General features: G+C 48.3%; 18 protein-coding genes and 1 pseudogene. 7 read left to right on the forward strand and 12 right to left on the reverse strand.

Translation table 11 applies throughout. From position 1 onward, the window contains the following. Positions 1-74 precede the first annotated feature (74 nt). Together AR543_RS04885 and AR543_RS04890 are read left to right on the forward strand one after the other, a co-directional pair. Positions 75-707: an NAD(P)-dependent oxidoreductase gene (locus AR543_RS04885; protein WP_060532315.1), complete on the forward strand. Its 633-nt coding sequence runs from the start codon at positions 75-77 to the stop codon at positions 705-707. Between the two features lie 322 nt (positions 708-1,029). Continuing rightward, positions 1,030-2,739 (forward strand): NAD(P)H-hydrate dehydratase, encoded by a 1,710-nt coding sequence (locus tag AR543_RS04890; protein WP_060532317.1) that lies wholly within the window; start codon positions 1,030-1,032, stop codon positions 2,737-2,739. A gap of 76 nt (positions 2,740-2,815) precedes the next feature. Here the strand turns inward: AR543_RS04890 and AR543_RS04895 are convergent, their stop codons facing one another. The 4 genes from AR543_RS04895 to AR543_RS04910 form a co-directional block, all read right to left on the reverse strand. Continuing rightward, a complete protein-coding gene (locus AR543_RS04895; protein WP_060532319.1) occupies positions 2,816-4,402 on the reverse strand; it encodes a methyl-accepting chemotaxis protein in 1,587 nt (528 codons plus the stop codon). Between the two features lie 327 nt (positions 4,403-4,729). After that, positions 4,730-5,560: a TerC family protein gene (locus AR543_RS04900; RefSeq protein WP_060532321.1), complete on the reverse strand. Its 831-nt coding sequence runs from the start codon at positions 5,558-5,560 to the stop codon at positions 4,730-4,732. Between the two features lie 397 nt (positions 5,561-5,957). Continuing rightward, positions 5,958-6,461, reverse strand: coding sequence for an anaerobic ribonucleoside-triphosphate reductase activating protein (gene nrdG, locus AR543_RS04905; protein WP_060532323.1), 504 nt, complete (start codon positions 6,459-6,461; stop codon positions 5,958-5,960). Beyond that, a complete protein-coding gene (locus tag AR543_RS04910; protein ID WP_060532325.1) occupies positions 6,461-8,719 on the reverse strand; it encodes an anaerobic ribonucleoside triphosphate reductase in 2,259 nt (752 codons plus the stop codon). Before AR543_RS04910 ends, nrdG begins: the two co-directional genes overlap by 1 nt. A 345-nt stretch (positions 8,720-9,064) precedes the next feature. Between AR543_RS04910 and AR543_RS04915 the strand changes: the two genes are divergently transcribed. Next, a complete protein-coding gene (locus AR543_RS04915; protein ID WP_060532327.1) occupies positions 9,065-9,373 on the forward strand; it encodes an MTH1187 family thiamine-binding protein in 309 nt (102 codons plus the stop codon). A 378-nt stretch (positions 9,374-9,751) separates the two neighbouring features. On the opposite strand, the gene AR543_RS04920 is transcribed toward AR543_RS04915, so the two are convergent. From AR543_RS04920 to AR543_RS04935, 4 genes and pseudogenes are all read right to left on the reverse strand, one after another. Further along, a complete protein-coding gene (locus tag AR543_RS04920) occupies positions 9,752-10,327 on the reverse strand; it encodes a VanZ family protein (RefSeq protein ID WP_060532329.1) in 576 nt (191 codons plus the stop codon). A gap of 28 nt (positions 10,328-10,355) precedes the next feature. After that, entirely contained in the window at positions 10,356-11,222 is an 867-nt protein-coding gene (locus AR543_RS04925) for a M15 family metallopeptidase (RefSeq protein ID WP_060532331.1), read from the reverse strand. A gap of 100 nt (positions 11,223-11,322) precedes the next feature. Further along, positions 11,323-12,410 (reverse strand): annotated as a pseudogene (locus tag AR543_RS04930) (sensor histidine kinase). Further along, positions 12,403-13,098, reverse strand: coding sequence for a response regulator transcription factor (locus tag AR543_RS04935; RefSeq protein ID WP_060532333.1), 696 nt, complete (start codon positions 13,096-13,098; stop codon positions 12,403-12,405). Before AR543_RS04935 ends, AR543_RS04930 begins: the two are co-directional and overlap by 8 nt. 211 nt (positions 13,099-13,309) lie before the next feature. On the opposite strand from AR543_RS04935, the gene AR543_RS24195 reads away from it, so the two are divergent. Further along, on the forward strand, positions 13,310-13,453 hold the full coding sequence (locus AR543_RS24195) for a hypothetical protein (protein ID WP_158523931.1): 144 nt from the start codon (positions 13,310-13,312) through the stop codon (positions 13,451-13,453). A gap of 912 nt (positions 13,454-14,365) precedes the next feature. On the opposite strand, the gene AR543_RS04940 is transcribed toward AR543_RS24195, so the two are convergent. The 3 genes from AR543_RS04940 to AR543_RS04950 form a co-directional block, all read right to left on the reverse strand. Beyond that, a complete protein-coding gene (locus tag AR543_RS04940; RefSeq protein WP_060532335.1) occupies positions 14,366-14,848 on the reverse strand; it encodes a stalk domain-containing protein in 483 nt (160 codons plus the stop codon). Positions 14,849-15,113: 265 nt separating this feature from the next. Continuing rightward, a complete protein-coding gene (locus AR543_RS04945; RefSeq protein ID WP_082472122.1) occupies positions 15,114-15,599 on the reverse strand; it encodes a copper amine oxidase N-terminal domain-containing protein in 486 nt (161 codons plus the stop codon). 424 nt (positions 15,600-16,023) lie between these two features. Further along, positions 16,024-17,715: a copper amine oxidase N-terminal domain-containing protein gene (locus AR543_RS04950; protein WP_060532337.1), complete on the reverse strand. Its 1,692-nt coding sequence runs from the start codon at positions 17,713-17,715 to the stop codon at positions 16,024-16,026. A 512-nt stretch (positions 17,716-18,227) separates the two neighbouring features. On the opposite strand from AR543_RS04950, the gene AR543_RS04955 reads away from it, so the two are divergent. Together AR543_RS04955 and AR543_RS04960 are read left to right on the forward strand one after the other, a co-directional pair. After that, positions 18,228-18,809: an RNA polymerase sigma factor gene (locus AR543_RS04955; protein ID WP_060532339.1), complete on the forward strand. Its 582-nt coding sequence runs from the start codon at positions 18,228-18,230 to the stop codon at positions 18,807-18,809. Next, the gene (locus AR543_RS04960) at positions 18,802-19,716 is read left to right on the forward strand and encodes an anti-sigma factor domain-containing protein (RefSeq protein ID WP_060532341.1); all 915 of its coding nucleotides are present in this window, start codon (positions 18,802-18,804) and stop codon (positions 19,714-19,716) included. The genes AR543_RS04955 and AR543_RS04960 overlap by 8 nt, the downstream gene beginning before the upstream one ends. A gap of 102 nt (positions 19,717-19,818) precedes the next feature. Here the strand turns inward: AR543_RS04960 and AR543_RS04965 are convergent, their stop codons facing one another. Further along, positions 19,819-21,294 (reverse strand): potassium/proton antiporter, encoded by a 1,476-nt coding sequence (locus tag AR543_RS04965; RefSeq protein ID WP_060532343.1) that lies wholly within the window; start codon positions 21,292-21,294, stop codon positions 19,819-19,821. Positions 21,295-21,565: 271 nt separating this feature from the next. Between AR543_RS04965 and AR543_RS04970 the strand changes: the two genes are divergently transcribed. After that, positions 21,566-23,134 carry an HD-GYP domain-containing protein gene (locus tag AR543_RS04970; protein ID WP_064505556.1) on the forward strand — a complete coding sequence of 523 codons (1,569 nt, stop codon included), beginning with the start codon at positions 21,566-21,568 and terminating at the stop codon, positions 23,132-23,134. The last annotated feature ends 30 nt before the right edge of the window (positions 23,135-23,164 follow it).

A 23,164-nucleotide genomic window follows, 5' to 3' on the forward strand; every position in this document is an offset into this window, starting at 1 on the left:
TCAGCAGCAGCTTCCGAGGGTATGTAAAAAACAGAAACAGGCTTAATCGGTCAAGACGGAAAGGATGAATAACAATGAAAGTAATTATTATTGGTGCAACAGGTACGATTGGACAGCGTCTCGTGCAGGAGGGACTGCGACGCGGCTATGAAGTGACTGCTGCTACACGCGATTCTTCCAAAATCGATCCCAACACCGAGCGTCTGAGCGGCATTCGTCTGGATGTAATGGAGCCGTCCAGCGTCGAAGCGGCTGTCGCCGGACATGATGTAGTTATTAATGCATTTGGTCCGCAATTTGGACAGGAATCCGATCTGCCGGAAGCAGCGCGTTCGATTGTAGAAGGTATGAAAAAAGCGGGTGTCTCCCGCCTGGTTATTGTTGGCGGAGCAGGTAGTCTGGAAGTGGAACCAGGCGTACGTCTGATGGACACGCCCGATTTCCCGGTAGAAATCAAACCGCTCGCACTGGCACACGTAGAAGCCTACGACGTATATCGTCACAGCGATCTGGAATGGACGTATGTCAGTCCTGCTAGCTGGATCGAGCCCGGCAAGCGCACAGGCAATTTCCGTATTGGCACATCCCGCCTGATCACGGATGATGACGGAGCCAGCCGCATTTCGGCTGAGGATTATGCCGCTGCTCTGTTTGACGAAGTGGAAGATCCACAATTTATCCACGACCGTTTTACGGTAGCTTACTGATCAGGTTGTTGAACAATACAGAAGGAACAGTTAGAACGTCGTCCTTTTAAATGAATACCTTGAATAATAACAAGCGACCTTTATTGATCTCGGATCAGATAAAGGTCGCTTGTTTGGTATAGTCGCTCAAGTGGATAATCGCTTTGCTATAAGTATCAAGCAATAAAAATATGCCTGAAAAATACCAAACATATATACCGGACAACCCGAATCACTTTGTACAGGTAGCTCTTATTCAACAAGCCTGATTTTTGTTCAACCACAAATACGGTTATATAGTAAAAGAAAGCCTTACACGGTGAATCAGGAAAGGAGCAGAACCATGTACATTGTAACCGCGCAGCAGATGCGTGATCTGGATCAATATACGATTGAACAGCTGGGAATTCCGGCGATGTCCCTGATGGAGAGTGCAGGCAAAGCGATAGCGGAGGAAGTAATTGCCTGGTGCGGCGGACAGCAAGAGGAGCAGGCCGATGTGCCGCGTGGACGAGCGCTCACCAACGAAGGAGGCATCCGCAGTGACGAGAGAGTCATTCCGGATCGTTCCCGTCAGCATTGGCTCGTATTGGTCGGCAAAGGCAACAATGGTGGAGATGGATTGGTCGCAGTACGTTATCTGATGGATGCAGGAATCGCGGTCACGCTGCTCTACGCCCAGGATCCGCAGGAACTTACAGGACATGCAGCAGCACAGCGTGATGCCGCCCATCGTTCCGGTATTGCATATCGGGTCTGGAGTGAGGAGTGGAATTTGCATGCAGAAACGGAAGAAGGCAATAAACAGGAAAGCGGCATCAATCATACCGCTTCCGGCTCGAAACAGGCAGAGCATAATCAACATCCATGGAGCAACTATACCGGTATTATCGACGCACTGCTCGGTACCGGCAGCAAAGGTGAGCCGCGTGAACCGTATGCATCGATCATCCGCTCTGCGAATATTTCAGGTAAACCGATTATTGCTGCGGATATTCCGAGCGGTCTGAACGCGGATACCGGAGAGGTGGCAGAGAACTGCATTCAGGCCCAAGTTACAGTGTGTCTCGCTTTTCTCAAGCAGGGACTTACCCAGTATCCCGGAGCGACAGCCGCAGGCGAAGTCGTGGTACGATCAATAGGCATTCCGCGTTCTACTGCAAAGCAAGCCGGCCTGCGCGCGCATCTTATTACAGACGATGTGCTTCGGGACGTACTGCAGATCGATACGAGCCGTGCCCGTGCGATCGATGGACACAAAGGCACCTACGGTCATGTTATGGTAATTGGCGGCAGTATGAAGATGAGTGGTGCCGGATTGATGGCTTCCCGCTCTGCACTTCGCATAGGCAGTGGTCTGGTGAGCTGGGCACTGCCGGAGCAGCTGATGAAGCATATGGTTGGGCATGTACCCGAACTGATGATGATCCCGGCTTCCGAGGACCCGGATGGACAATGGAAAGCAGATACAGCACAGACTATTGTCGAGCAGACCGCCAAAGCGGATGTGCTCGCGATCGGTCCGGGATTGGGTCGGTTTGAGGATGATAACGAATGGCTGCGTACCCTGTGGGAAGAGACACAGCAGCCATTGGTGCTGGATGCCGATGGTCTGAATATATTATCCGAAGCCGAAGGACTGTCACGCTGGCCCCGTCGTCAGGCGGATACGGTACTGACTCCGCATCCTGGAGAAATGGCCCGGCTGGCCGGCGTATCCACTGCCGATATCCAGCGCGACCGGATCGGGATCGCTCGTGATTTTGCGAGCAAGCACGGGGTAGTGCTTGTACTGAAAGGTGCGCGAACTATCGTGGCTTCTCCGCAGGGAGATATTTTCGTAAATACGACGGGTCATCCGGGCATGGCTACCGGAGGTTCGGGAGATGTACTGACCGGTGTCATCTCCGGTCTGATGGCGCAAGGGCTAAGCGGACTGCAGGCAGCTGCATTTGGAGTGCATCTGCATGGACATGCCGGAGAAGAGGCAGCCCGCAAGCGGACAGGCAACCCGGCATCTCTGCTGGCTGGCGATATTATTGAATCTTTATAAAAATAACCCAAGCAATAAACAAAAACCTCCTGTTCGCTGCCAGATAATCGGCGAACAGGAGGTTTTTCTATCGGTATTAGATTTTAAATGTATTGATAGACGAATGCAGACGGTCGGCGAGCTGTGCCAGATCCTGGGAAGAACTAGCTGTTTGTTCACAGGCCGATGCTACTTCTTCACTGGCAGAAGCAATCTCTGTGACAGAGTGCATCACCTCGACAGATTGGGCACTTTGTTCTTCACTGGCGGCGGCAATTCCGTTGATCTTCATCGCAGAATCACTGACACGGTTGATAATATCCGTAAAAGCTTCGCTTGTATGAATCGAATACTGGGCATTGCGTTCCACAGCGTTCAGGCTTTGCTTCATATTGGACTGCATGGAGCGGATAATGCCGGTAATTTCTTTGGTAGCAGCACTGCTGCGTTCAGCCAGTTTGCGTACTTCATCAGCCACGACAGCGAACCCAAGACCCTGTTCTCCGGCACGTGCTGCTTCGATCGCAGCATTGAGTGCGAGCAGGTTGGTTTGATCGGCGATATCATCGATGACTCCGATAATCTCACCGATCTGATTGGAGTCTTTTTCCAGATTGCACATCTGTTGATTCATTTCCTGCATGCCCGTAGTGGATTGAGAGACAATTTCGCCGCCTTTTTGCGCTTTGTTAACGGTGTTGTTGGACAGTTCGGCTGCTTCTTCGGCGCTGTGAGCGACATCATCAATAGCTACAGACATATCTTTGAACAGCTGGGCGATCGATTGTGCATATTGAGACTGGTTGGCACTGCTGCCGGCGATCTCCTGTGTACTGGCCGAGATTTGTTCGGAAGTGGCGGCTACAGTCTGGGCAGAATCGACAATTTCGGATACAAGCACATTCAGACGTTCGGTCATTTCGTTGGCAGCTGCAGCCAGCTGACCAATCTCATCTTTGCCTGTCAGGCTGGAGCGTTCGCGCAGATCACCGGAAGCTACCTTTTTGAGCAGGCCGGCGATATTTTTGAGTGGTGCACTGATCATTCGGGCAATTACGGTACCGAGCAGCAGACAGAACAGGAACGAGACGATAATCCAGATGGTGGTCCACAGCTTGGCGCTGTTGAATACATTTCCGGCTGTATTGTAAGCTTCTCCAGCCTGTTTGATATTCAGTTCGTTCAGTTTGCCGATACTGCTGTACATATCGGTTCCGGCAGGAAGCACTTTGGATTGGACAAAACGCTGGAATTGCGCAGGAGAAGAATTTTCTGCCAGAGTCACGGCACGGTTATACAGTTCCTGATAATTGGCCCATAGTTTGTCAAAGTTCTGCAGCTCTGCACTTTCAGCAGCGCTCAAGGGAGTACTGCGATATTTAGCCATATTTTCATTTACAGTAGTGATCAGATCGGGGATGGTATCCATTACTTTTTGTTTATCGGCAGTAGTTGTACTTAGGGCGATATCACGAGAGGCTACACGCATTTTCTGAAGGGACAGTTCGGCGGCGGCCAGGGACTGCATGGAGACCAGATTGTTAGTATATAGACCGTCGATATTTTTTTTCATTATATTCTGATTGTTCAGTCCATAGATGCCTACCGCTGCAAGGATAAGGGCTACAAGAATAAAAGCGCTGATCAATTTAGTGAATGTTTTGAAATTACCGGCTAGTCGCATAGTATTCACTCCAATGTATTGTAGTGTAAGCTTCTTGCAGAGCTTATGTAACACAGTTATCCAAATTATATAATCATAAACCTTTTAATTTCTATAATTTGAAATATAATCCATATATAGCTCTGAAGAACTCACCTTGTTTGAGCACGTATGATTATTATTTCGTCCATAAATTCAAAATTATAATAGTTAATTCAAAATTATGGAAAATTAATTAGCTAGTCTATGTATATCGGGTATTACAATAGCCATCGACAAAGTAAAATACACAAAAAAACGAGCGAAGCCCCGGATGGAGACTTCGCTCGCTTGCTCGAAAGATTGTACTTACAGATCCTGCTTGATTTCTTCTTTAACCTCTTTGACAGCATTTCCGTTTTCATCAACAGTCCTCTTGCTGGATAGGAACCAGCCCGCCAGTGCAATCCCGACGAGGACGATGTAGAAGCTGAGCTTCCAGATCGAGTTTTCAGGGAAATGCTCAGATATGATAGCCAGAGACGGGTGTGCCAGTGTAATAACGGTCAGCTTGATACCTACCCAGCCGACGATTACAAATGCAGCAAGTTCCAGACCCGGACGCTCTTGAAGCAGCTTGACGAAGAAGGAAGCCGCAAAACGCATGATGATCAATCCGATCAGACCACCCAGGAAGATAACGATGAATTGTCCGCCATCGAGTCCGCCGATCGGTGGCAATCCACTGGCCGGCAGGGCTACTGCCAGCGCAACGGCTGCCAGAATCGAGTCTACGGCAAAAGCGATATCGGCTACTTCGACCTTGAATACAGTCATCCAGAAACCGGACTGCTTTTTCGGGTTGGCTGCCGGGCCTTTATCCTCGGCAGCTTCCTCGGTCTCGCTTCGCTTGGAGAGCAGCGCACGAACAATATGATTGATGGAAATGTACAACAGATAAAGAGCACCAATCGCCTGAACCTGCCATACATCGACGAGGAAGGAGATGACGAACAGGGAGCCGAAGCGGAAAATGAAAGCTCCAAACAATCCATAAAACAAAGCTTTTTTACGCTGATCATCCGGAAGATGTTTTACCATAATCGCCAGTACAAGCGCGTTGTCTGCGGCCAACAGACCTTCCAGTGCAATCAATACGAGTAATACCCAGCCATACTCTAACAACAAAGCTGCATCCATAAGACTCCTCCTAAAAATATAATATATACCGGTCAAATGACTCGGCGTGTATTAAAAAAGACCTTTACCACAAAGGTAAAGGTTTCTCGAAAAATAGCGAGTCTTCACCAATTTGTGGTAAAGGTCTCGCTAACAATGGTTGTGATTCATTGCCAGGCAGAACCGGGGTTATTCACCCGTAATGACGACTGTGCCTGTACAGCTACTCCCCTTTAACAGGAATAGAATTATGAGGTTGATACCGCTGCTTACGCCCGGTATGGATCAAGCCTATTTTTTGCAAAATCAATCTACTTTAAGCAAATCATATGCAATTCAATCGCGAAAGTCAATCTTTTTATTTCCAGCATTTTTCTGATATGGAATAAATTACATACCAGTGCCGGATACAGCTGATTTATAGCAGGCATACCGCCTGTCCACTCACCATACTACGATTAATATCGACAATACGCTGATTGCGGCTTCCGCGATAGAGCAGGGACACATCGCGCTGCTGCTGATCGAATCGACCATCTATCAATACGTCGCATAATTGCAAAAGTTTCAAATATTCCGGATGATTCGAATGAATAATTTCTTCCCATGTATATCCGCTATAAATCCAGATCGAGAAATCCGGCAAAGCTGCCCGGACGCGCTGCACAAATTCACTTGTTTCGGCTGCGGAAAAGAACGGATCGCCTCCGGCAATTGTCAGACCGCCGAGCAATGGATTCTCGGCCATTTCCCCGATAATCTGCTGCTGCAGTTCCAGGGTAAATGGCTTGCCAGCCTGAAAAGACCATGTATGCGGACTGAAGCAGCCGGGACAACGATGCGTGCAGCCGCTGATAAATACCACTGCACGCAGTCCGGGTCCTTCATTAATCGACTCGGGAATATAACCGCAGATATTCATCAGCTGTGCTTCAGCCGGTCACGGACTTCGGCCTGCTTGGCCGGATTGAACCGGGTCTGGTAATCGCCTGTCAGATAACCGGTGACCCGGCGAAGTCTTGCAATATGCACTTCCTGCTCGGATGCGCCGCAGTTCGGACAGTGTGAACCGATGATGCCTTCATGTCCGCAAGCCGTACAGCGATCGATAGGATGATTGATACTAAAGTAGCTGATATTTTGTGACAGTGCATACCGGATAATAGAATTCATTGCTTCGGGATTCTGTCTGGCATTGCCGTCCAGCTCGATATAGGAGATCGCTCCGGCATTGCAGTAGTGATGGAATGGCGCCTCCAGCCGGATTTTGCGCGCGGCAGTCACTGGATAATAGACCGGAATATGAAACGAATTAGTGTAATACTCCCGGTCGGTCACTCCTTCGATAGAGCCGTAGGTTTGGCGATCCTTTTGTACGAATTTGCCGGATAGTCCTTCGGCAGGTGTAGCCATCAACGAGAAGTTCAGATTGTGCTGTTCACTCAGTGCATCACAGGCCTCGCGCATATAGGTGATCAGTGCGAGAGCGCGTTCGTATACCTGCTCGTCCTCACCATGATGGGCACCATAGAGAGCTTTCATACATTCGGCCAGACCGATGAATCCGATCGACAAAGTACCATGCTTGAGACAGTCGCCGACCTGTTCATCCGGCTGCAGCTGATCTCCACCTTCCCAGACACCTTCACGCATCATAAAGTCCGATGCCTTGGCAGGCTGTACTGCCTGAATGCGGTAACGATGCAGCAGTGCCTCTGCAGCGATAGCAATACACTCGTCCAGTGCACGATAGAATCCTTTTTCATCCGGCAGTGCAGGAGCGGAGTCCGCAGCCATATGTACATGAGTCGTCCGTAGTGTGGAATTGTCGAGTCTGCTGTCTGGTCGCTGTTCCTGATTCTGCTGACGATGGAACGAAGCAAGCGGGTTCCGGTACATTCCGTGATCGATTCCTAGCTTCACCAGATTAATCGTATTGAATGAAAGGTTTCCTTTGCCAGACAGATGATTGCGTCCGAATCGGTCAGCTACAACCCGTGTACGACAGCCCATGGTAGCAAATTCCGTATCGGGCTCGCCGGGAATCATATATTCCGCGTTCAGCGGCGCATCCAGATTGGCGAAGTTCGGATACAGTCGACGGGAGGAGCATTCGATAGCCTGCAGGAACAGATCGTAATTGGGGTCACCGGGCTGCTGATTGATGCCCTGCTTGCATTTGAAGATCTGTATCGGGAAAATAGGCGTCTCGCCATGTCCCAATCCACGTACTGTAGCAGCCAGCAGGCTCTGTACGATCAGACGCCCTTCGGTCGATGTGCAGGTACCATAATTGATACTGGTAAAAGGAATCTGGCCACCGCCGCGGCTGGACATCGTATTTAGGTTGTGAACCAGGCTCTCTGCCGCCTGGTACGTCTCCGTACGCGTCTCTTCCACAGCATATGCATAAGCATGAGGATAACGGGCAGCCAGCTGCTCATCGCCCATAGACGCGGTCAGAATCATCTCTTCCAGATCATTTCTATTTGCATGCTCAAATAGTGTAGAACCTGGATGCTGTATACAATCGGATAGCCGGCCAGCAGACGGAGGTTGTACATCCGACGAACCGCTCGATGCTGTAAACTCGCCTGTTCCTGCAGCAGCATTCGCCGCAGTATGGCTTACTGATGATTCAAAATAACGCAGACCTTTACGCAGATGCTTACGGAAGGAGCGGGTCACATAGGGTGCCAGATCATAATCCAGCTTATTGGCGGCGACGCCTCCGTACTGGGCATTTTGTTGACACTGGAAAATAATCGCGACCTGCGCCATCGCTGTCATGATGGAGTTGGGTGTGCGCAGACTGCCATTGCCGCTGCTGAATCCGTCACGCAGCAGTTTCTCGAACGGAATAAAAATACAGTTGGTGGTACCCAGTGCATAATGGTCCAGATCATGGATATAGATGCGATTCTGCTGTACAGCTTGTTGTACCGGCTCAGGCAGCACATTCTGGCGGGTATACCAGCGGGCATATTCACTGCCAAGACGACTCATTTTGCCGGAAAAGCTGTCTCCGTTCAGGTTGGCGTTCTCGCGGGCGGATTCATGTTCACCGTGAATAATATGATCTCCCAGCTCAGCCAGAGGCAGCAGGTGGGCGTAGGTATCTGAAGCAGGAGCAGCCGGTGATTCAGGCTGATAGGTGGAAGAAGGTCGCAGTATGGTCATGGTTATCATCCTTTTCCGATATAGTATAGGATCGAGCAGTCCGTTGTAAGGCAACAAAATCTCATCTTATTCTATATATAGATGTGTATGTGATGATATGACCCAATATATTGACAAATCAAACGATAGCAGCATAGGAGGATAAGAAGAGAATGTGACAGGAAAATGGCGAATAAAAGAAGCTGGCTGTCTGACTGAAGATCGCGTAGAGTTGTAAAAAAGGATCAACAGGCGCCCAACGCAGACCATCTGCAAGTCTCTTCTGCGAGGGTACAGTTGGAAAGGGCACCCAACAGGTTTAATATAAGAATAGACCTATTTTGATCAGACCAAGGAGGAGATCGTATGGCAATTGCAGAAGTAACCGTTATTCCGGTTGGTACAGGCAGTACAAGCCTGAGTGCATATGTAGCACAAATGCAGCGCGTGCTGAACAGCCAGCAGGGAATTACTTTCCAGCTGACACCGATGAGTACGATTATTGAGGGAGATATCAAGGATGTGATGCAGGCTATTCTGGCACTGCATGAATGTCCGTTCGACGAGGGAGCAGGCCGTGTATCGACTTCTGTCAAAATTGATGATCGTCGTGACCATCCTACATCCGCCCAGTACAAAATCGAGTCGGTTCGGCAGAAATTGGCCGATTCCTGAGCATCTGCAGAGTAGAGTAAAGTGTTTGAATATAGCATTTGCCAAGCGGAATAAAGCTTCTTAACGTGGCTTTTCGTAAAATTAATGCGATTTTTAGGTACAGTTCATAAACCTTTAAGATAATCCGGTTATAGTAAATGCATACCCCTTTTGAATATATAAACGAATTGAACGCCATGGACTGCGACCGTGGCGTTCACTTTTTTTGGCATAATATTATAAAAGAAGATACCTAAAAATCGAAAATTAATGTTTCTTTAAGGTTTCTATCAGGTTATTTTAAGATGAGCAGGCTACAATGTCTGTAATAACCCCTTTTGAATTACTATATCTTGGACTCCATCAGCTGCGAATGATGGAGTCTCTTTTTTTGTTCTTTTATAAAGCTCTATTTTCTGTAGACGGCGCTGCAGTGACAGAAGACGATTTGGCACCGATCAGCCATTTACCGCACAAGACGGTTGTCATAAATGCCAAATAACCAATCACGCCGCCTGCTGTGTTGAGCATCAGGTCATCCACATCGAATATGCCTATGCCGGTCAACAGCTGCGTGACCTCGTACCCTAGACTGAGCAGCAGCGAGATCGGCAATACGAGAATGCCGGACCATACCGGGTGACGCAGAAGCACAGGAATAAAAATCCCCAGCGGGAAAAATGCCAGCACATTGCCAATCAGCTGGATCGATGTACCCGATGGATGCAGGGACAGTCGGTGCCAGTCTCTGGTAATCTCCTGAAACGGCGTCAGGTTGATCGTACGCGTATAGATTAGATCCGGCTGCTGCAGCCATGCCATCAGCTGTACTTTGATGATACCGGGGTCTACAGGGCCTCCTTTGAACAGAATAATCTGTGTCAGCAGGTACAGATAGGCGACGAACAGGATCAACGGAATAATCTGCAGGCTGTGTTTATACGGATTGCCCGGTGAGGTATGGTTATGCTTCATGCTGGTTTCCTTTCCGGTCATAGGACCGTTAATTGCTGGCGGTCACAATGATACCTTGCATATTATCCCCGGATATGACGTAGGAGCCTTGCCGGGGAACGTAAATATTCGCTTCGGAAGCGATAGGGTAATAGCGGATATTATAATCATGATTGTTCAGCGAGAACGACATTTCTTTCTTTTCCCTGAGCAGCTGGAGGTACTGTTCCAGCACCAGATTCTTTTTGTACATAATGGCGCTATGCGGCAGTCCTACATAACGGAAATGCCAGGGTTCGTACTGAATGCCTGTAATATCTACTTTGTCCTTTGGATAGCGCAGGATAAATCCGTATTTCCACGCATTCTTCTCCAGCCAATCTCCTTCCGGCGCTTGCTCCATTCTGGTCAGGGAAGAACCGATATCGAGGGACAAGCCTATATTGTGCTCGCTGTGTCCTGCAGGGAGGGCATAATCGGCCCCTTTTTCCTGGAACAGCTCATCCTGCTTGTCCAGGTCACGGTATCCGCTGCTTATCAAAAAGGAATGAACTCCTTCTGTTGCAGCGGCTGACGTCATCTCCTGAAATCGCTCTGCTACCTGCCGGGACAGACTCATATCCCGATCCAGCAAGACAAAGCCGCTGTTCAGCTCGTCGTGGTCTGCAAGAACCACAATATCTTTTTTTACTCCTTCCGGACGGATTGCATAGGACGTATTGACGAGTAGTAAATCTCCTTTATGTACCCAGCTCTGCAGGTTGGCGGTCAAAGGTACACTGTAATCCCAATCGGTATTTCCTGCAGGTTCCAGATCAACAAGCAGTCTGTCTTTGTAATGAAACCATACGACTGCTTCCAGAATCGCGCAGCCGAGCAATATGCCCACAATCCAAAATCCCCACTTTTTCTTCATCCGTGATCCTCCTTGTTCTGTATACAATCAAGGATAAAGGAAATGGATTAAAGAAAAAGTGGGGCATTTTTAAAGTTTTTCTTAAGTTTGTTTGGCGGATTTAGGTTATGGCAGGCAGGCGTACTTCAAACAGCGTCTGCACAACATCGCTTTGGACCGAGATGGTACCATCATGCTGCTCTACAATATTACGTGCAATAAACAGTCCCAGACCTGTTCCGCCTTCCTGCGGAGTACGCGCCCGATCTGCAGTATAGTACATATCAAAAATATACGGCAGATCCTCGGGATGGATATAGCCGCCATAATTAATGACCCGGATTACTATCTGGTCGGCATCCCGGAATCCATGAATATCGACATAGACACCGTCTTTGCCATGACGTGAAGCGTTCATCAGCAGATTCTCGAAGACACGCGCCAGCAGCTCCCCGTCACCGGAGACGACCAGATCGTTGTCCAGCTTCAGACGGGTGATAAGGCGGCTTTTCTCGAATACGGGATACAGTTCTTCATTCATCTGCTTCAGCAGCTCGCTCAGATTCAGCTGTGCTTTCTGAAGCGGCAGCATACCATAATTCATACGGGTGATTTCAAATAAATTATCGATCAGCTTTTCCAGCCGCCGGGATTTGGTAAAAGCAATCGAGGTGAAATGCCGCACCTGTTCATCGGTCAGCTGATCATCTTTCATCAGCAGGTCGAGATAGCCAAGCACCGAAGTCAGCGGTGTTCGCAGATCATGCGCCAGATTGACGACCAGCTGATCTTTGCTGCTCTCGGCAAAATCTCCTCGTTCGATCGCCTGCTGCAGCTTCTCGCTGGCCAGATTCACGTCCTCGGCAATCATGCCCAGCTCATCCCTGGAGGAAATCTGTACCCGATGCTGAAAATCGCCATTGGCCAAATGACTGATACCTGCCGAGATATCCCGGAAATAGGCGGCATATGGCTTGGTAAACCAGAAGAAAAACAAAATAGCCAGAGGGATAAACAGCAGCAGGAAAAAATAAATATCTCCGATATTACGCATGAAGTGGCGGTATTGGGCGAGCTGATCTTCGGCCCGTACCCCCAATAATACGCCTGCAGCAGTTTGTATACGCCGTATGTAATAGCGCCAGACGCCAGCATACTCAGACCAAGCAGCAAAATCATGGTTGTACGGAAGCTTCTTCGTTTAGTCATTGAACGTATACCCCACACCCCAGATCGTTTTGATAAATTTATTTTTGTCCAGATCTTCACCTAGCTTTTTGCGCAGGGTACGAATATGGACCATAACCGTATTACCGCCCTCGTAATAAGCTTCGCCCCACACCTGTTCGAAAATGCTTTCGGCGCTGAATACCTGCTTGCTGTGGCTGGCGAGCAGGTACAGGATATCGAATTCCTTGGGTGTCAGCTCCAGCGGCTTGCCGTAGAGCGTCACGCTGTGCTGCTCGGGCATGATTACCAGTCCGCCTTTTTCCAGTAGGGTACGCTGGGTGGGAACAGCCTGGTTGAACTGCAGCGAGCGTCGCAACTGGGAATTGACGCGTGCGACCAGCTCCATGGGATTGAAAGGTTTGGTCATATAATCATCGGCTCCGGTAATAAGCCCCGTAATTTTGTCCATATCCGACGTTTTGGCACTGAGGAAAATGATCGGCATATGATGCTGCTCCCGTATTTTGCGAGTGACTTCGTAGCCGTCCATACCCGGCATCATGATATCCAGTACCGCCAAATCGATTGCCTGCGTCTGAACGGCATGCAGTGCCGATTGTCCGTCCAGTACTTTGACCGTGTGATAACCTTCTTTTTGCAGATGCAGAGCGACCAGATCGGCGATCTCGGCTTCGTCATCGGCGATTAGAATTGTAATTCGCTTCATAATGCAGTTCACCTCTGTATATAATGATGTACTAATCTAATTGAATGTAACAGATACTATAGAGCAGATACAATGCGGTGTCTCCGCTGTCTTTATCATTTCACGGTAAATCTCAGATCGTTGTCCGATATCGGGACATAGGTATATCCTTTTGCTATCTATGTACCCTATTGTATGCGATTCAGGGTTGCTGCGATCCCACGTATCCGATATGAATTTGACAAGAATAATAAGAGAACTGGAAAAGGAAGCAGAAAGAAGAACAGGAAAGAAGAGAAGGAAGAGAAGGAAGAGTAAAAATAAGAACAAAAGAGCAAGAGCAAAAGAGCAAGAGCAAAAGAGAACAGGAGAGTAGCGCAGAACAACAGGAGAGTATGAGAGAAATATCCCTATAAATTGGACGATCTCCGGAAGACAACCTGTTGGGTCGTCCTGCCGGAGATCTTTGGTGTTGCGTCTTATGTTTGATTTTGCTTGAAATGCCATAAGCCGTGATACAGCCTACGAGCCATATGTGAATTGCTTCATGCTCAACAATGTGTGTAATTGATGTTTCCGGATTTTGCAAAATGGCATGTTAGTATGCCGTGGGGTGCAAAATGTACTGCTTTAGTTACAGAGTCAGGCTGCGTAATCCTGCTCTCCGGTATCCATATGGCTGCTTAACTGCAGCTATCATTAACCCGTAACCCCGTGTGCGGTGAAATGTGAAATGTATAGACGGGGACGGTTTTGGTTCGCTTGCTTGGTGTATACAGACGGGACATACATGGAATAGTCTGTGTCTGAACACGTTGAATCCAAAACAACAAAAGCCCTACCTCTCTTCTGTCCTTGCGGCTCCGATGACCGCGCCAGTGTGAATCAGATCGTCAAATTTCAAATGAGTTTGGAATAAAAAGAAATTTGGGATGATTCCGGCAGCACCCGGAAAAATTTGCGAAGGATAAAACCGAGGGTTAAAAACAACTGTTCTATCGTATCATAGAGCATAGATAAAGTCAAATTATTACAATATAACCTGTATTATTAAATAAATAATCTATTTAGTGTATAAAAAATAGATATATAAAAGATAAATCTATAAGCAAAACAGGCCTTTCTCTGCGAAATAGGCCTGTTTTGCTTATAGATAGATATGTGAACGTGCAGCCAAGTCAGTTTTATCTTAATAGAGGATCAAGGGCGATCCGTGTAAATGAAGATTAGTAGTAAGGATCAATACAGGATCAATGGTAAAGATCATTGAAAGATTTAATAGCAAGAATTAGTAGCGTTTGTACAGCGTGACCAGTCCATTTTCATATACAAGAGTCCAATCCAGCGTATCCGCTACCCACGAAGCAGGAATCAATACATGACCGTCCCGGGAAAGGATCGGTGCGTCTGCGCGCATCTCCATATTGTCGACTCGATAGCGGCTGCTGTTGTCCCAGAATTCATAGCGTGCCAGCCCGGTATCCAGCCAGGTTGTACCTGTTGCAGCATCATAGGATACAGTGGCACCATCCATGCTGTCTGCCAGATCGCGCAGCGGAATATAGGCGACATTATTGTACACGGTCGCTTCGGTATCTACCGTCTCTGATAATCCATTGACCATATACCGGTCGCTGCCGATCGTAAACTGAATCACTTTGGTCTCCAGCTCCGGATTCTGGTCAGCTGTCGTCTCGGCAGCAAAGCCGCTGGCGGCAGGAAACAGCAGGGAAAGCGACAAAGCAGGGACGATCCATTTTCTTGATTTCATATGCACAGCTCCTTTTCAAATCATGGGATTAAAAATCCATAGAAATGGGGACAGGCGGCAGCATGAACGACAAGATAAATCATCATACACTTTCTATCTAATCATTAAATGTAATCATTAATAGATACACCCGGGGGCATACGCCTAATCAGTTTATAAATAAAAAAGCCCTGACCGCTGTAAGGAGCAGTCAGAGCTGAATGGCTTCGGAAAGACGATAAAGTCGATCCGATCGCCATTACCTGGTATTGGAAAAGTATGATGCTTAGTAGGTTTTGGTAAGGGTGATCATGCCTTTGTCATACATCAGATCCCATTCGAAGTTGTCTGCGAACCAGCGAACCGGTACGAGTACGTGTCCATTTCTGGAGATCACCATATCGTTCATGCCTTTACGCATGTTGTCGACTTTGTATACTTTGGAGTTGACCCAGAATTCATAACGCTGAATACCAGTGTCCAGCCATGTAGTGGAAGTCGCTTTGTCATACGATACTTTCATGTTGGCGTTGTTGGCCAGGTAACGAAGCGGCACATATGTAGTACCCATGTATTCAACAGGCATGATGCTCATGCTCATGGATTTACCATTGACCATGTACATTTTGCTGCCCATGTTAAATTGGATAGCTCTTGTTTTCAGCTCCGGGTTGTAATCTGCAGTTGTACCTTCTGCAGCGAATGCGCCAGCAGCTGGCAGTAACAGGGAAAGTCCAAGAACGGGTGCGATCAGTTTTCTCATTTTCATCATGTATTGCTCCTTTGCCTAATGTATTGTTATGTCTGTACAGAGATGAATAAACTTAAATTAAAGCGCTATCATGAGATAAAGCCAATGTAGTGGATCTTTCGGTCTTTGCCTGCCGTGCTGGTCTATGTGAGCCAGGGCGGAGAGCCCGGAGATCAATTTGTTACCTTGCTGTCTATGTATTGTATAAACCTATTAGAGAGTAGTTAATCAGATAGTACCAAAAAAGGTGGATTTCTGTGTTTCCTGTTATATAAGACCCATGTCTATAGAAATGGGTAACAGCACCAAAAAACTGTACAGCTGGCTGGCAGCTGTACAGTTTTGGGCTGAAATGGACCGATTGATCAGGTTGCTGTCTGACCATTCGCATTGATACCGTACATCGATCTGATCCAAAAGATTGGTGTAGAGCAGCAAATGTAGATTAATACGTTTTGGACAGGGTAATCATGCCATTATCATACGCCAGATTCCATTCAAAATTGTCTGCAAACCAGCGAACTGGTACGAGTACATGTCCATTTCTGGAAATGATCATATCGTTCATGCCTTTACGCATGTTATCGACTTTGTAGACTTTGGAATTGACCCAGAATTCGTAACGCTGAATACCGGTATCAAGCCATGTCGTAGAGGTTGCTTTGTCATAAGACACTTTCATATTGGCATTGTTGGCCAGGTAGCGTAGTGGTACATAAGTCGTACCCATATACTCTACAGGCATAATGCCCATGCTCATGGATTTACCGTTGACCATATATGTTTTACTGCCCAGTGTGAACTGGATAACGCGCATTTTCAGCTCGGGATTATAATCAGCAGATGTACCTTCAGCACCACCACCAGTAGGTGGAGCAGGTGTTGCAGGAGGCGCAGGTGTCATGCCCGGCATATTGCTGTGATCCGGCTGTGGTGGAGTCGGAGCTGCCGGAGCGCTTCCTCCGAATTTATCCGGGAACTGCATAACGATTGCTTCGCTCAGCGTGTTACCGAACATAAACATATGGGCGTATGCCATACGTTCCTGTGCATAAGCGGAAGTATAATTTTTGGCAACATAATCATCAAAAGCTTTGAGCAGCATATTGATGTGTTCTTCAAGACCCTGTTCCAGAGCAGCCTGTGGCAGGTTCGGATTGGCATCCGCGAAGAATTTGGCTTGCTCGACTTTGTATTCTTTCAGCTCGTCTTTGGCTTTTTGCTGACCGGTTGTATCTTTGGCAGCTGTTGCTTTGACGTAATCGACAAAGTAGCCGATATGGGACGCCCAGATGGTTTTGAATGCTTCGCCAGCTTTGTCACCATAGACAGAAGCGACAGCTGCACTCAGTTCATTGGTATTCTGGTTCAGCAGTCCGGCAGCCTGATCAAAATCAGGAGCGCCATCAATACCTTTTTGCATCACCCATACAGCCAGCGTGGCATGCTCGCCCAGTACGTTACCCAGAGCAGAGCGCAGATCGGAAGCAGGCATGCTGGACATATCACCGGTAAATTTGTCCGGGAACTGTTTTACAATAGCCGCACTTAGAATATCGCCGAACATGAACATATGCTTGTAGGCTTTGTCAGCCATTTGGTAGGCACCGTTATAATCTTTGGCTACATAGTCATCAAAGGCAGTCAGCAGCATATTGATATGCTCTTCCAGACCTTGTTCTAGTGCAGCCTGTGGCAGATTCGGATTGGCATCGGCGAAGAACTTGGCTTGTTCGACTTTGTACTCGGCCAGTTCATCTTTGGCTTTTTGTTGAGCAGCTGTATCTTTGGCAGCTGTGGCTTTGACATAATCGACAAAATAGCCGATATGGGACGCCCAGATGGTTTTGAAGGCAGCACCGGCTTCATTGCCATAAACAGAAGCAACCGCAGCAGACAAATCATCGGTATTGGCGTTCAGGGCAGCGGCAGCCTGATCAAAATCGGCAGCCCCATCAATACCTTTTTGCATGGCGATTACAGCGAGCAACGCATGCTCACCGAGCACCTGACCAAGAGCGGATCGCAGATCGGCACCTGCGCCTTTGGTGGTTGCTGCAGCGCCAGCAGTTGCCGGCAGGATCAGTATGACTGCCATCAGCAGAATACCGATTCTGGACAGAAAAGATTTGGACATTTTTTCACACTCCTTCAGGATTAATGAACAGACCGCTATGATGATAACTCATGAGTCTGCCCGGTATAACGAATAAAGCCAATTACCGGTTCATGCGGAATACCCCTAGTGCAAGAAAAGGGTAAGCGTGAACCTATTGTTTAGAGAAGTGAATCAGTCACCATGTATGTAGAATCATGACGTAAATTGTGACTACCCTTTTTATTACACCCGGCAGTCCAAAAGCAAGCAGGCAAATTGTATAAAATTAAGGAACTAAATTACTTGCTGAATGCAATACAGGCACCTGTTCCCGGGCTGTTTCTCATAGTCCTAATGCGGTAACAGAGAAGGATTACAGCTCTAATGATCGGACTACCAGTTTTTCAAATGATAACGTTTACCCAAAAATAAGGATAATAAAAAAGATCTGATCCTTGATCTTTGACAAAAAATAAATATTGCAAAAAGTCATCCATCGCAAAATTTTCTGCGAACGCTATAATATAAGGGAATGGGAAAGGAGCCCTTGGATGAATGACATAACTGATGATAGAGAACTCATGCGACGGATTGCCGAAAAGGATACCGAAGCATTAGAGCATGTGTACGACCGTTATGAACGGGCCGTATACTCATTTGCCTATCGTATCGTACATGACACGATGGCTGCAGAAGAAGTTGTTCAGGAATTATTTCTCAGAGTATGGAATAACGCGGAACGTTATGATCGAAGCCAGGGGAAGCTCTCGACATGGATGTTTACGATCACGCGTAATATAGCAGTAGACATGCTGCGGCGCAAAGCATCGCGCGCTACGGCAGATCCGTCCGGTGATGAAGCACTTCAGGTATTACCGGATACGAAAACGGATGTACAGGAGCAGGTATCGCTGAACTGGGAGCGGCAGCGTATACGTGAAGCCATGATGGAACTCCGGGAGGAGCAGCAGCAGGTGATTGAGTCTATCTATTTCCAGGGACTCACTCAGCACGAAGTATCTGAAAAGTTCAGCATTCCGCTTGGAACCGTCAAGAGCAGGGTACGCCTTGCCATACGGCAGCTTCATAACAAGCTTGCTGAAGCGGTAAAGGGGGGAAACGCATATGAGTAACGATTACAAAAAAAGCGATATGATGGATATGGTCGAAATGTATGTGCTCGGCGGTCTGGATCGTGAAGAACAGGAGCGGTTTGAAGCATATATGAGACAGGATGATGATTGCCGTACAGCTGTCGAAGAGCTGCAGGATATTATCGGTTTCCTTCCGCTGACTTCCGAGGTTGTGGAGCCGCCGCAGGGCATGAGAAACCGTGTGCTGCAGCATGTATTCAGTAGCAGCGAGACAGGCAGTACAGCAGATAACGTAATACCTCTGGCACCGCGTACAGTCGAAGCGGGTACAGCATCTAATGCACCGGCAGCCGTACAGCAGCAGCCAGCACGGCCAGCAGAAGTCCATTCTGCAGAATCGGGTCAACCGGCAGCCAGACGCAAAACAGGCGTATTCTGGCGAGCGACAGCAGCAGTTACCGCAGCCGCCGCTGTTGTTGCAGGGCTGTATGCAGGCAATCTGCAGGGACAGCTCCATGATTTGCAGCAGCAGCTGGCTATCGCGAACACCCAGAAAAACAGTCTGCAAGGACAGCTGGCGACGGTATCCATGCCGACACAGGGCGCGCGAGTCGATGAAGCGGTTCAGCTGAGTCCGGCAGCCAAGGATATTGTGGCACAGGGACTGGCCACGATCGTTATCGATGCCAAAGGCACCCATCTGTTGGTGCAGGCGGATAATTTGCCAAAACTCCAGGGCAAGGAGGCATTTCAGGTCTGGCTCATTAAGGGCGATGTGAAACAGAGCGCCGGTACCTTCTGGGCAAGTGATGGTAAGGGCGCGATGTACTATACCTTTAAACCGGAGGGATATGATACAGTAGCCATTACGCTGGAACCGGATGAGAAAGGCAGTCAGCCTCGCGGACCGGTCATTCTCGCAGCGAGCATTCAGGATCAGGGTTGATTGAATCACCTGCTGAACAGGCAGGTCCATGATAAAAAAGCAGCGTACCTCAACAGGGGTACGCTGCTTTTGTTTGTATCACGATACATGGAATGGCTGTATTCAGGAAGCACCGGGAGTATCGGCAGCAGGCTCGCCGGTGAACAGACGGCGGATATCTTCACGTTTGGCTTTGGGACCGAGCAGATACACTTTGTCACCGGGAAGCAGAACCGTATCGCCGCGCGGTGTTACGATTTCCTCGTTACGCAGTACAGCGGTAATAAGTACACTTGGCGGCAAATCGATCTCCTGCAGCTCGCGGTGAATCATGCGGCTGCGGCTGGTCAGTGTCATATGCGTAATCTCGGAAGTGGTCCGGCCGGTCGCGACCAGCTCCAGAATCGACGGCTGCTGATCCAGCACTTTCTCGGTCAGACCGAGCTTCTGGGCGAGCGGAGCAATCGTCGTTCCCTGGATCAGCGTAGAAGTGAGTACGATAAAGAACACCACATTGAAAAACAGCTGTCCATGCTCTACACCAGCGAGTAATGGATAAGTCGCCAGTACAATCGGTACGGCTCCACGAAGACCCGACCAGGACAGCAGTGTCTTTTCCCGGAAAGAAAATTGACTGAAAAGCAGGGATAACAACACGCCGATCGGGCGCGCTACAATGATCAGCAGCAGTGATAGAGCGAGTCCCTGCCAGATCACAGAGATCAATTGATCGGTAAATACGAGCAGACCGAGCAGGACAAACATCAGAATCTGCATAATCCAGCCAAAGCCCTGATTGAACTGCAGAATCGTCCGGCGGTAGGTGAGATCGGAGTTCCCCATGACCAGTGCCATCACATACACTCCGAGGAAGCCGCTCGCATGCGTCAGGGAGCTTACTCCATACGTGAACAGTGCACTGGATACAGCGAGCACCGGATAAAGGCTGGAGGTCTCAAAATCGATTTTGTTGATAAGGAACACGGCCAGCTTGCCGCAGATAATCCCCAGAACGAGTCCAAATCCCATTTCCCAGAAAAAGGACAGAATCTCGCCCCATATGCTGGTCTCCGGATTGTTGAGCAGCTCGATAAACATCAGCGTCAGAAAGACCGCCATCGGATCATTACTGCCGGATTCGGCTTCCAGTGTGGAGGTGAGGCGCTTGCGTACATTTTTGTTGCCGAGTACAGAGAAGACGGCTGCTGCGTCGGTAGAGCCGACAATAGAGCCAAACAGCATCCCCTCCAATAAACTGACACCCAGAATCAGATGGGCAAAATATCCGATCACAAAAGCAGTCAGCAATACACCGATCGTAGCCAGCGACAGAGCCGGGCGAATAACCGGTTTGATCAGTTTCATATCGGTCTGCATACCGCCCTCGAACAGAATAATGACCAGTGCCAGCACGCCAAACCACTGCGTAATAAAAGCATTGTCGTAATAAATAAAACGTCCCAAGATCATACCAGCTACGATAAAGAAAACGAGAGCCGGCATGCCAAAGCGCGACGAGAATTTGGTCGAGAGGACGCCGAGCAGCAGCAGCGTGCCAAGTAGCAGAATAAGATTACTGGTAAGTTCAATCGCTTGCATAAATAGCCCCCTCTTGTTAAATATCAATCTGTAAATGTATTCCTAAAATAAATTGTGCACAAACAAATATTGAATTTGGCATCAACTTTTGCAGGTTAGAGTCCGAAATAAAGAAGTAGGTCAATATAAGCGGAAATCTATTGAAGTAACAATAAAAACAGTGATAAAAGAGAAGACTTTCCTTAGACTATGTAATCCAAATGGATCGTAAATGAAACGTAACATATGAATGGGAACGGCAGGCAGCAGCCTGGGAAATGAGGAGACATCAGTGAATGAATATCAAAAATTTCTCCGTCAGGTGTTATTTAACTATATTCTGGGGTCATTAATCGCAGTCATGGTCGTCGGCGGACTGCTTGTATGGAATACGGTGGATACTTCAGTGCTTCAAAGTATGCGGATGATTGATATCATGCTGATTTCATTTGTATTTATGCTGATAGTGGAAGGGTTGGTATTCCGCAAGCATATTCAGCCAATTCGTGATGCCATGCGTGAAGAAAAGCCGACGCAGCAGCAGCTGGAGCACGCTTATAATCAGCTGCATCGTTTTCCTAAATTATCGATGTACCGGATCATGCTGCCGCATTTTCTGGGTCTGACGGTTCCATCGATGATTCTGTTTGCCTTTGCCATGAACAGCGGATGGATTATAATTCCTGCCTATTATCTATGGATCGGTATTGCCGGGGCACTAATGGTTGCCAGTATGCATGCATTTATTGAGTTTTTTCTCACTTCTTCGGCGATTCGCCCGATGCTGATCGCAGTCAAAGAACGTCTCAAAACGCTGTACGGACAGGAAACGCTGCTGCTCGGCAAAGTCCATCTGACTGTTCGCCGCAAATTCCAGCTGAGCATTTTCCTGATCGGGGTATTTCCGATTATGCTGTTCAGTCTGGCTGCACAGATCAGGCTGCAGGAGATTACCGGTATGGAAGCTTCGGAATACTGGAGCTGGGCGGGTATGGTCATTGTAGTCAGTATTGCTTTTAGTATTGTCGGGGCGCAGCTGCTCGCGCGTGATGTGGAGCATCCGATCAATAATCTGTACAATGCGATGTCCCGGATCAAGGATGGCGATTTCAGTGCCGATGCACTGGATTATTACTCGGATGATTTCTCCCTGCTGATTTCCGGATTCAATCATATGGTACAGGGGCTCAAAATGCGTGATGAGCGCAACCAGCTGCTGCTGGACAGCTACTTTGCGACGCTGGCAGCCGCACTGGATGCACGCGATCCGTACACAGCCGGTCATTCGCTGCGTGTCGCCGAATATGCACTGGCTATTGGCAAACGTGCCGGACTATGTGCCTACGATCTGGATCAGCTGCGCAAAACAGCCCTGCTGCATGATATCGGCAAAATTGGTGTGCAGGATTCCGTACTGCTCAAAGATGGCAAACTGACCGATGAGGAGTTTGACCAGATCAAAAAGCATCCGGAAATGGGCGAAAGCATCCTGCGCCAGGTCGAACCCGCCGATGCGATGCGTCCTTATTTACCGGGTGTGCGTTCCCATCATGAACGCTTTGATGGACGCGGTTACCCGGATGGACTGGCAGGGTATCATATTCCTTTATTCGGTCGTATTATCGCTGTAGCGGATGCTTTTGACGCGATGACATCGGATCGTCCCTATCGTAAAGGAATGCCCAAGATCAAAGCCATCTCTATCCTGGAAGAAGGACGGGGTACCCAGTGGGACCCGCAGCTGGCGACGTTGTTTATCGAGCATTACCACAGTACCGAGGAAGCGAAAGCCTCTCTCCCGGATACCAAAGAATCGGATATCCCAAAGTACCCAAATAAAGAAAAAGACCTGATCTCCTGATCAGGTCCCGGTCTGCAGAGAAATAGCTGC

Origin of the sequence: Paenibacillus bovis (genome assembly GCF_001421015.2) — a bacterium.
In the GTDB taxonomy this organism is placed as follows: Bacteria; Bacillota; Bacilli; order Paenibacillales; family Paenibacillaceae; genus Saccharibacillus; species Saccharibacillus bovis.

Excerpts from the sequence above, each read along its gene's own strand:
- AR543_RS04960 (WP_060532341.1), top strand. The coding sequence starts at position 18,802 with ATGAGTAACGATTACAAAAAAAGCGATATGATGGATATGGTCGAAATG.
- AR543_RS04885 (WP_060532315.1), top strand. The coding sequence starts at position 75 with ATGAAAGTAATTATTATTGGTGCAACAGGTACGATTGGACAGCGTCTC.
- AR543_RS04910 (WP_060532325.1), bottom strand. The coding sequence starts at position 8,719 with ATGACCATACTGCGACCTTCTTCCACCTATCAGCCTGAATCACCGGCT.
- AR543_RS04925 (WP_060532331.1), bottom strand. The coding sequence starts at position 11,222 with ATGAAGAAAAAGTGGGGATTTTGGATTGTGGGCATATTGCTCGGCTGC.
- AR543_RS04915 (WP_060532327.1), top strand. The coding sequence starts at position 9,065 with ATGGCAATTGCAGAAGTAACCGTTATTCCGGTTGGTACAGGCAGTACA.
- nrdG (WP_060532323.1), bottom strand. The coding sequence starts at position 6,461 with ATGAATATCTGCGGTTATATTCCCGAGTCGATTAATGAAGGACCCGGA.
- AR543_RS04920 (WP_060532329.1), bottom strand. The coding sequence starts at position 10,327 with ATGAAGCATAACCATACCTCACCGGGCAATCCGTATAAACACAGCCTG.
- AR543_RS04940 (WP_060532335.1), bottom strand. The coding sequence starts at position 14,848 with ATGAAATCAAGAAAATGGATCGTCCCTGCTTTGTCGCTTTCCCTGCTG.
- AR543_RS24195 (WP_158523931.1), top strand. The coding sequence starts at position 13,310 with ATGAATTTGACAAGAATAATAAGAGAACTGGAAAAGGAAGCAGAAAGA.
- AR543_RS04965 (WP_060532343.1), bottom strand. The coding sequence starts at position 21,294 with ATGCAAGCGATTGAACTTACCAGTAATCTTATTCTGCTACTTGGCACG.
- AR543_RS04935 (WP_060532333.1), bottom strand. The coding sequence starts at position 13,098 with ATGAAGCGAATTACAATTCTAATCGCCGATGACGAAGCCGAGATCGCC.
- AR543_RS04895 (WP_060532319.1), bottom strand. The coding sequence starts at position 4,402 with ATGCGACTAGCCGGTAATTTCAAAACATTCACTAAATTGATCAGCGCT.
- AR543_RS04890 (WP_060532317.1), top strand. The coding sequence starts at position 1,030 with ATGTACATTGTAACCGCGCAGCAGATGCGTGATCTGGATCAATATACG.
- AR543_RS04900 (WP_060532321.1), bottom strand. The coding sequence starts at position 5,560 with ATGGATGCAGCTTTGTTGTTAGAGTATGGCTGGGTATTACTCGTATTG.
- AR543_RS04945 (WP_082472122.1), bottom strand. The coding sequence starts at position 15,599 with ATGATGAAAATGAGAAAACTGATCGCACCCGTTCTTGGACTTTCCCTG.
- AR543_RS04950 (WP_060532337.1), bottom strand. The coding sequence starts at position 17,715 with ATGTCCAAATCTTTTCTGTCCAGAATCGGTATTCTGCTGATGGCAGTC.
- AR543_RS04955 (WP_060532339.1), top strand. The coding sequence starts at position 18,228 with ATGAATGACATAACTGATGATAGAGAACTCATGCGACGGATTGCCGAA.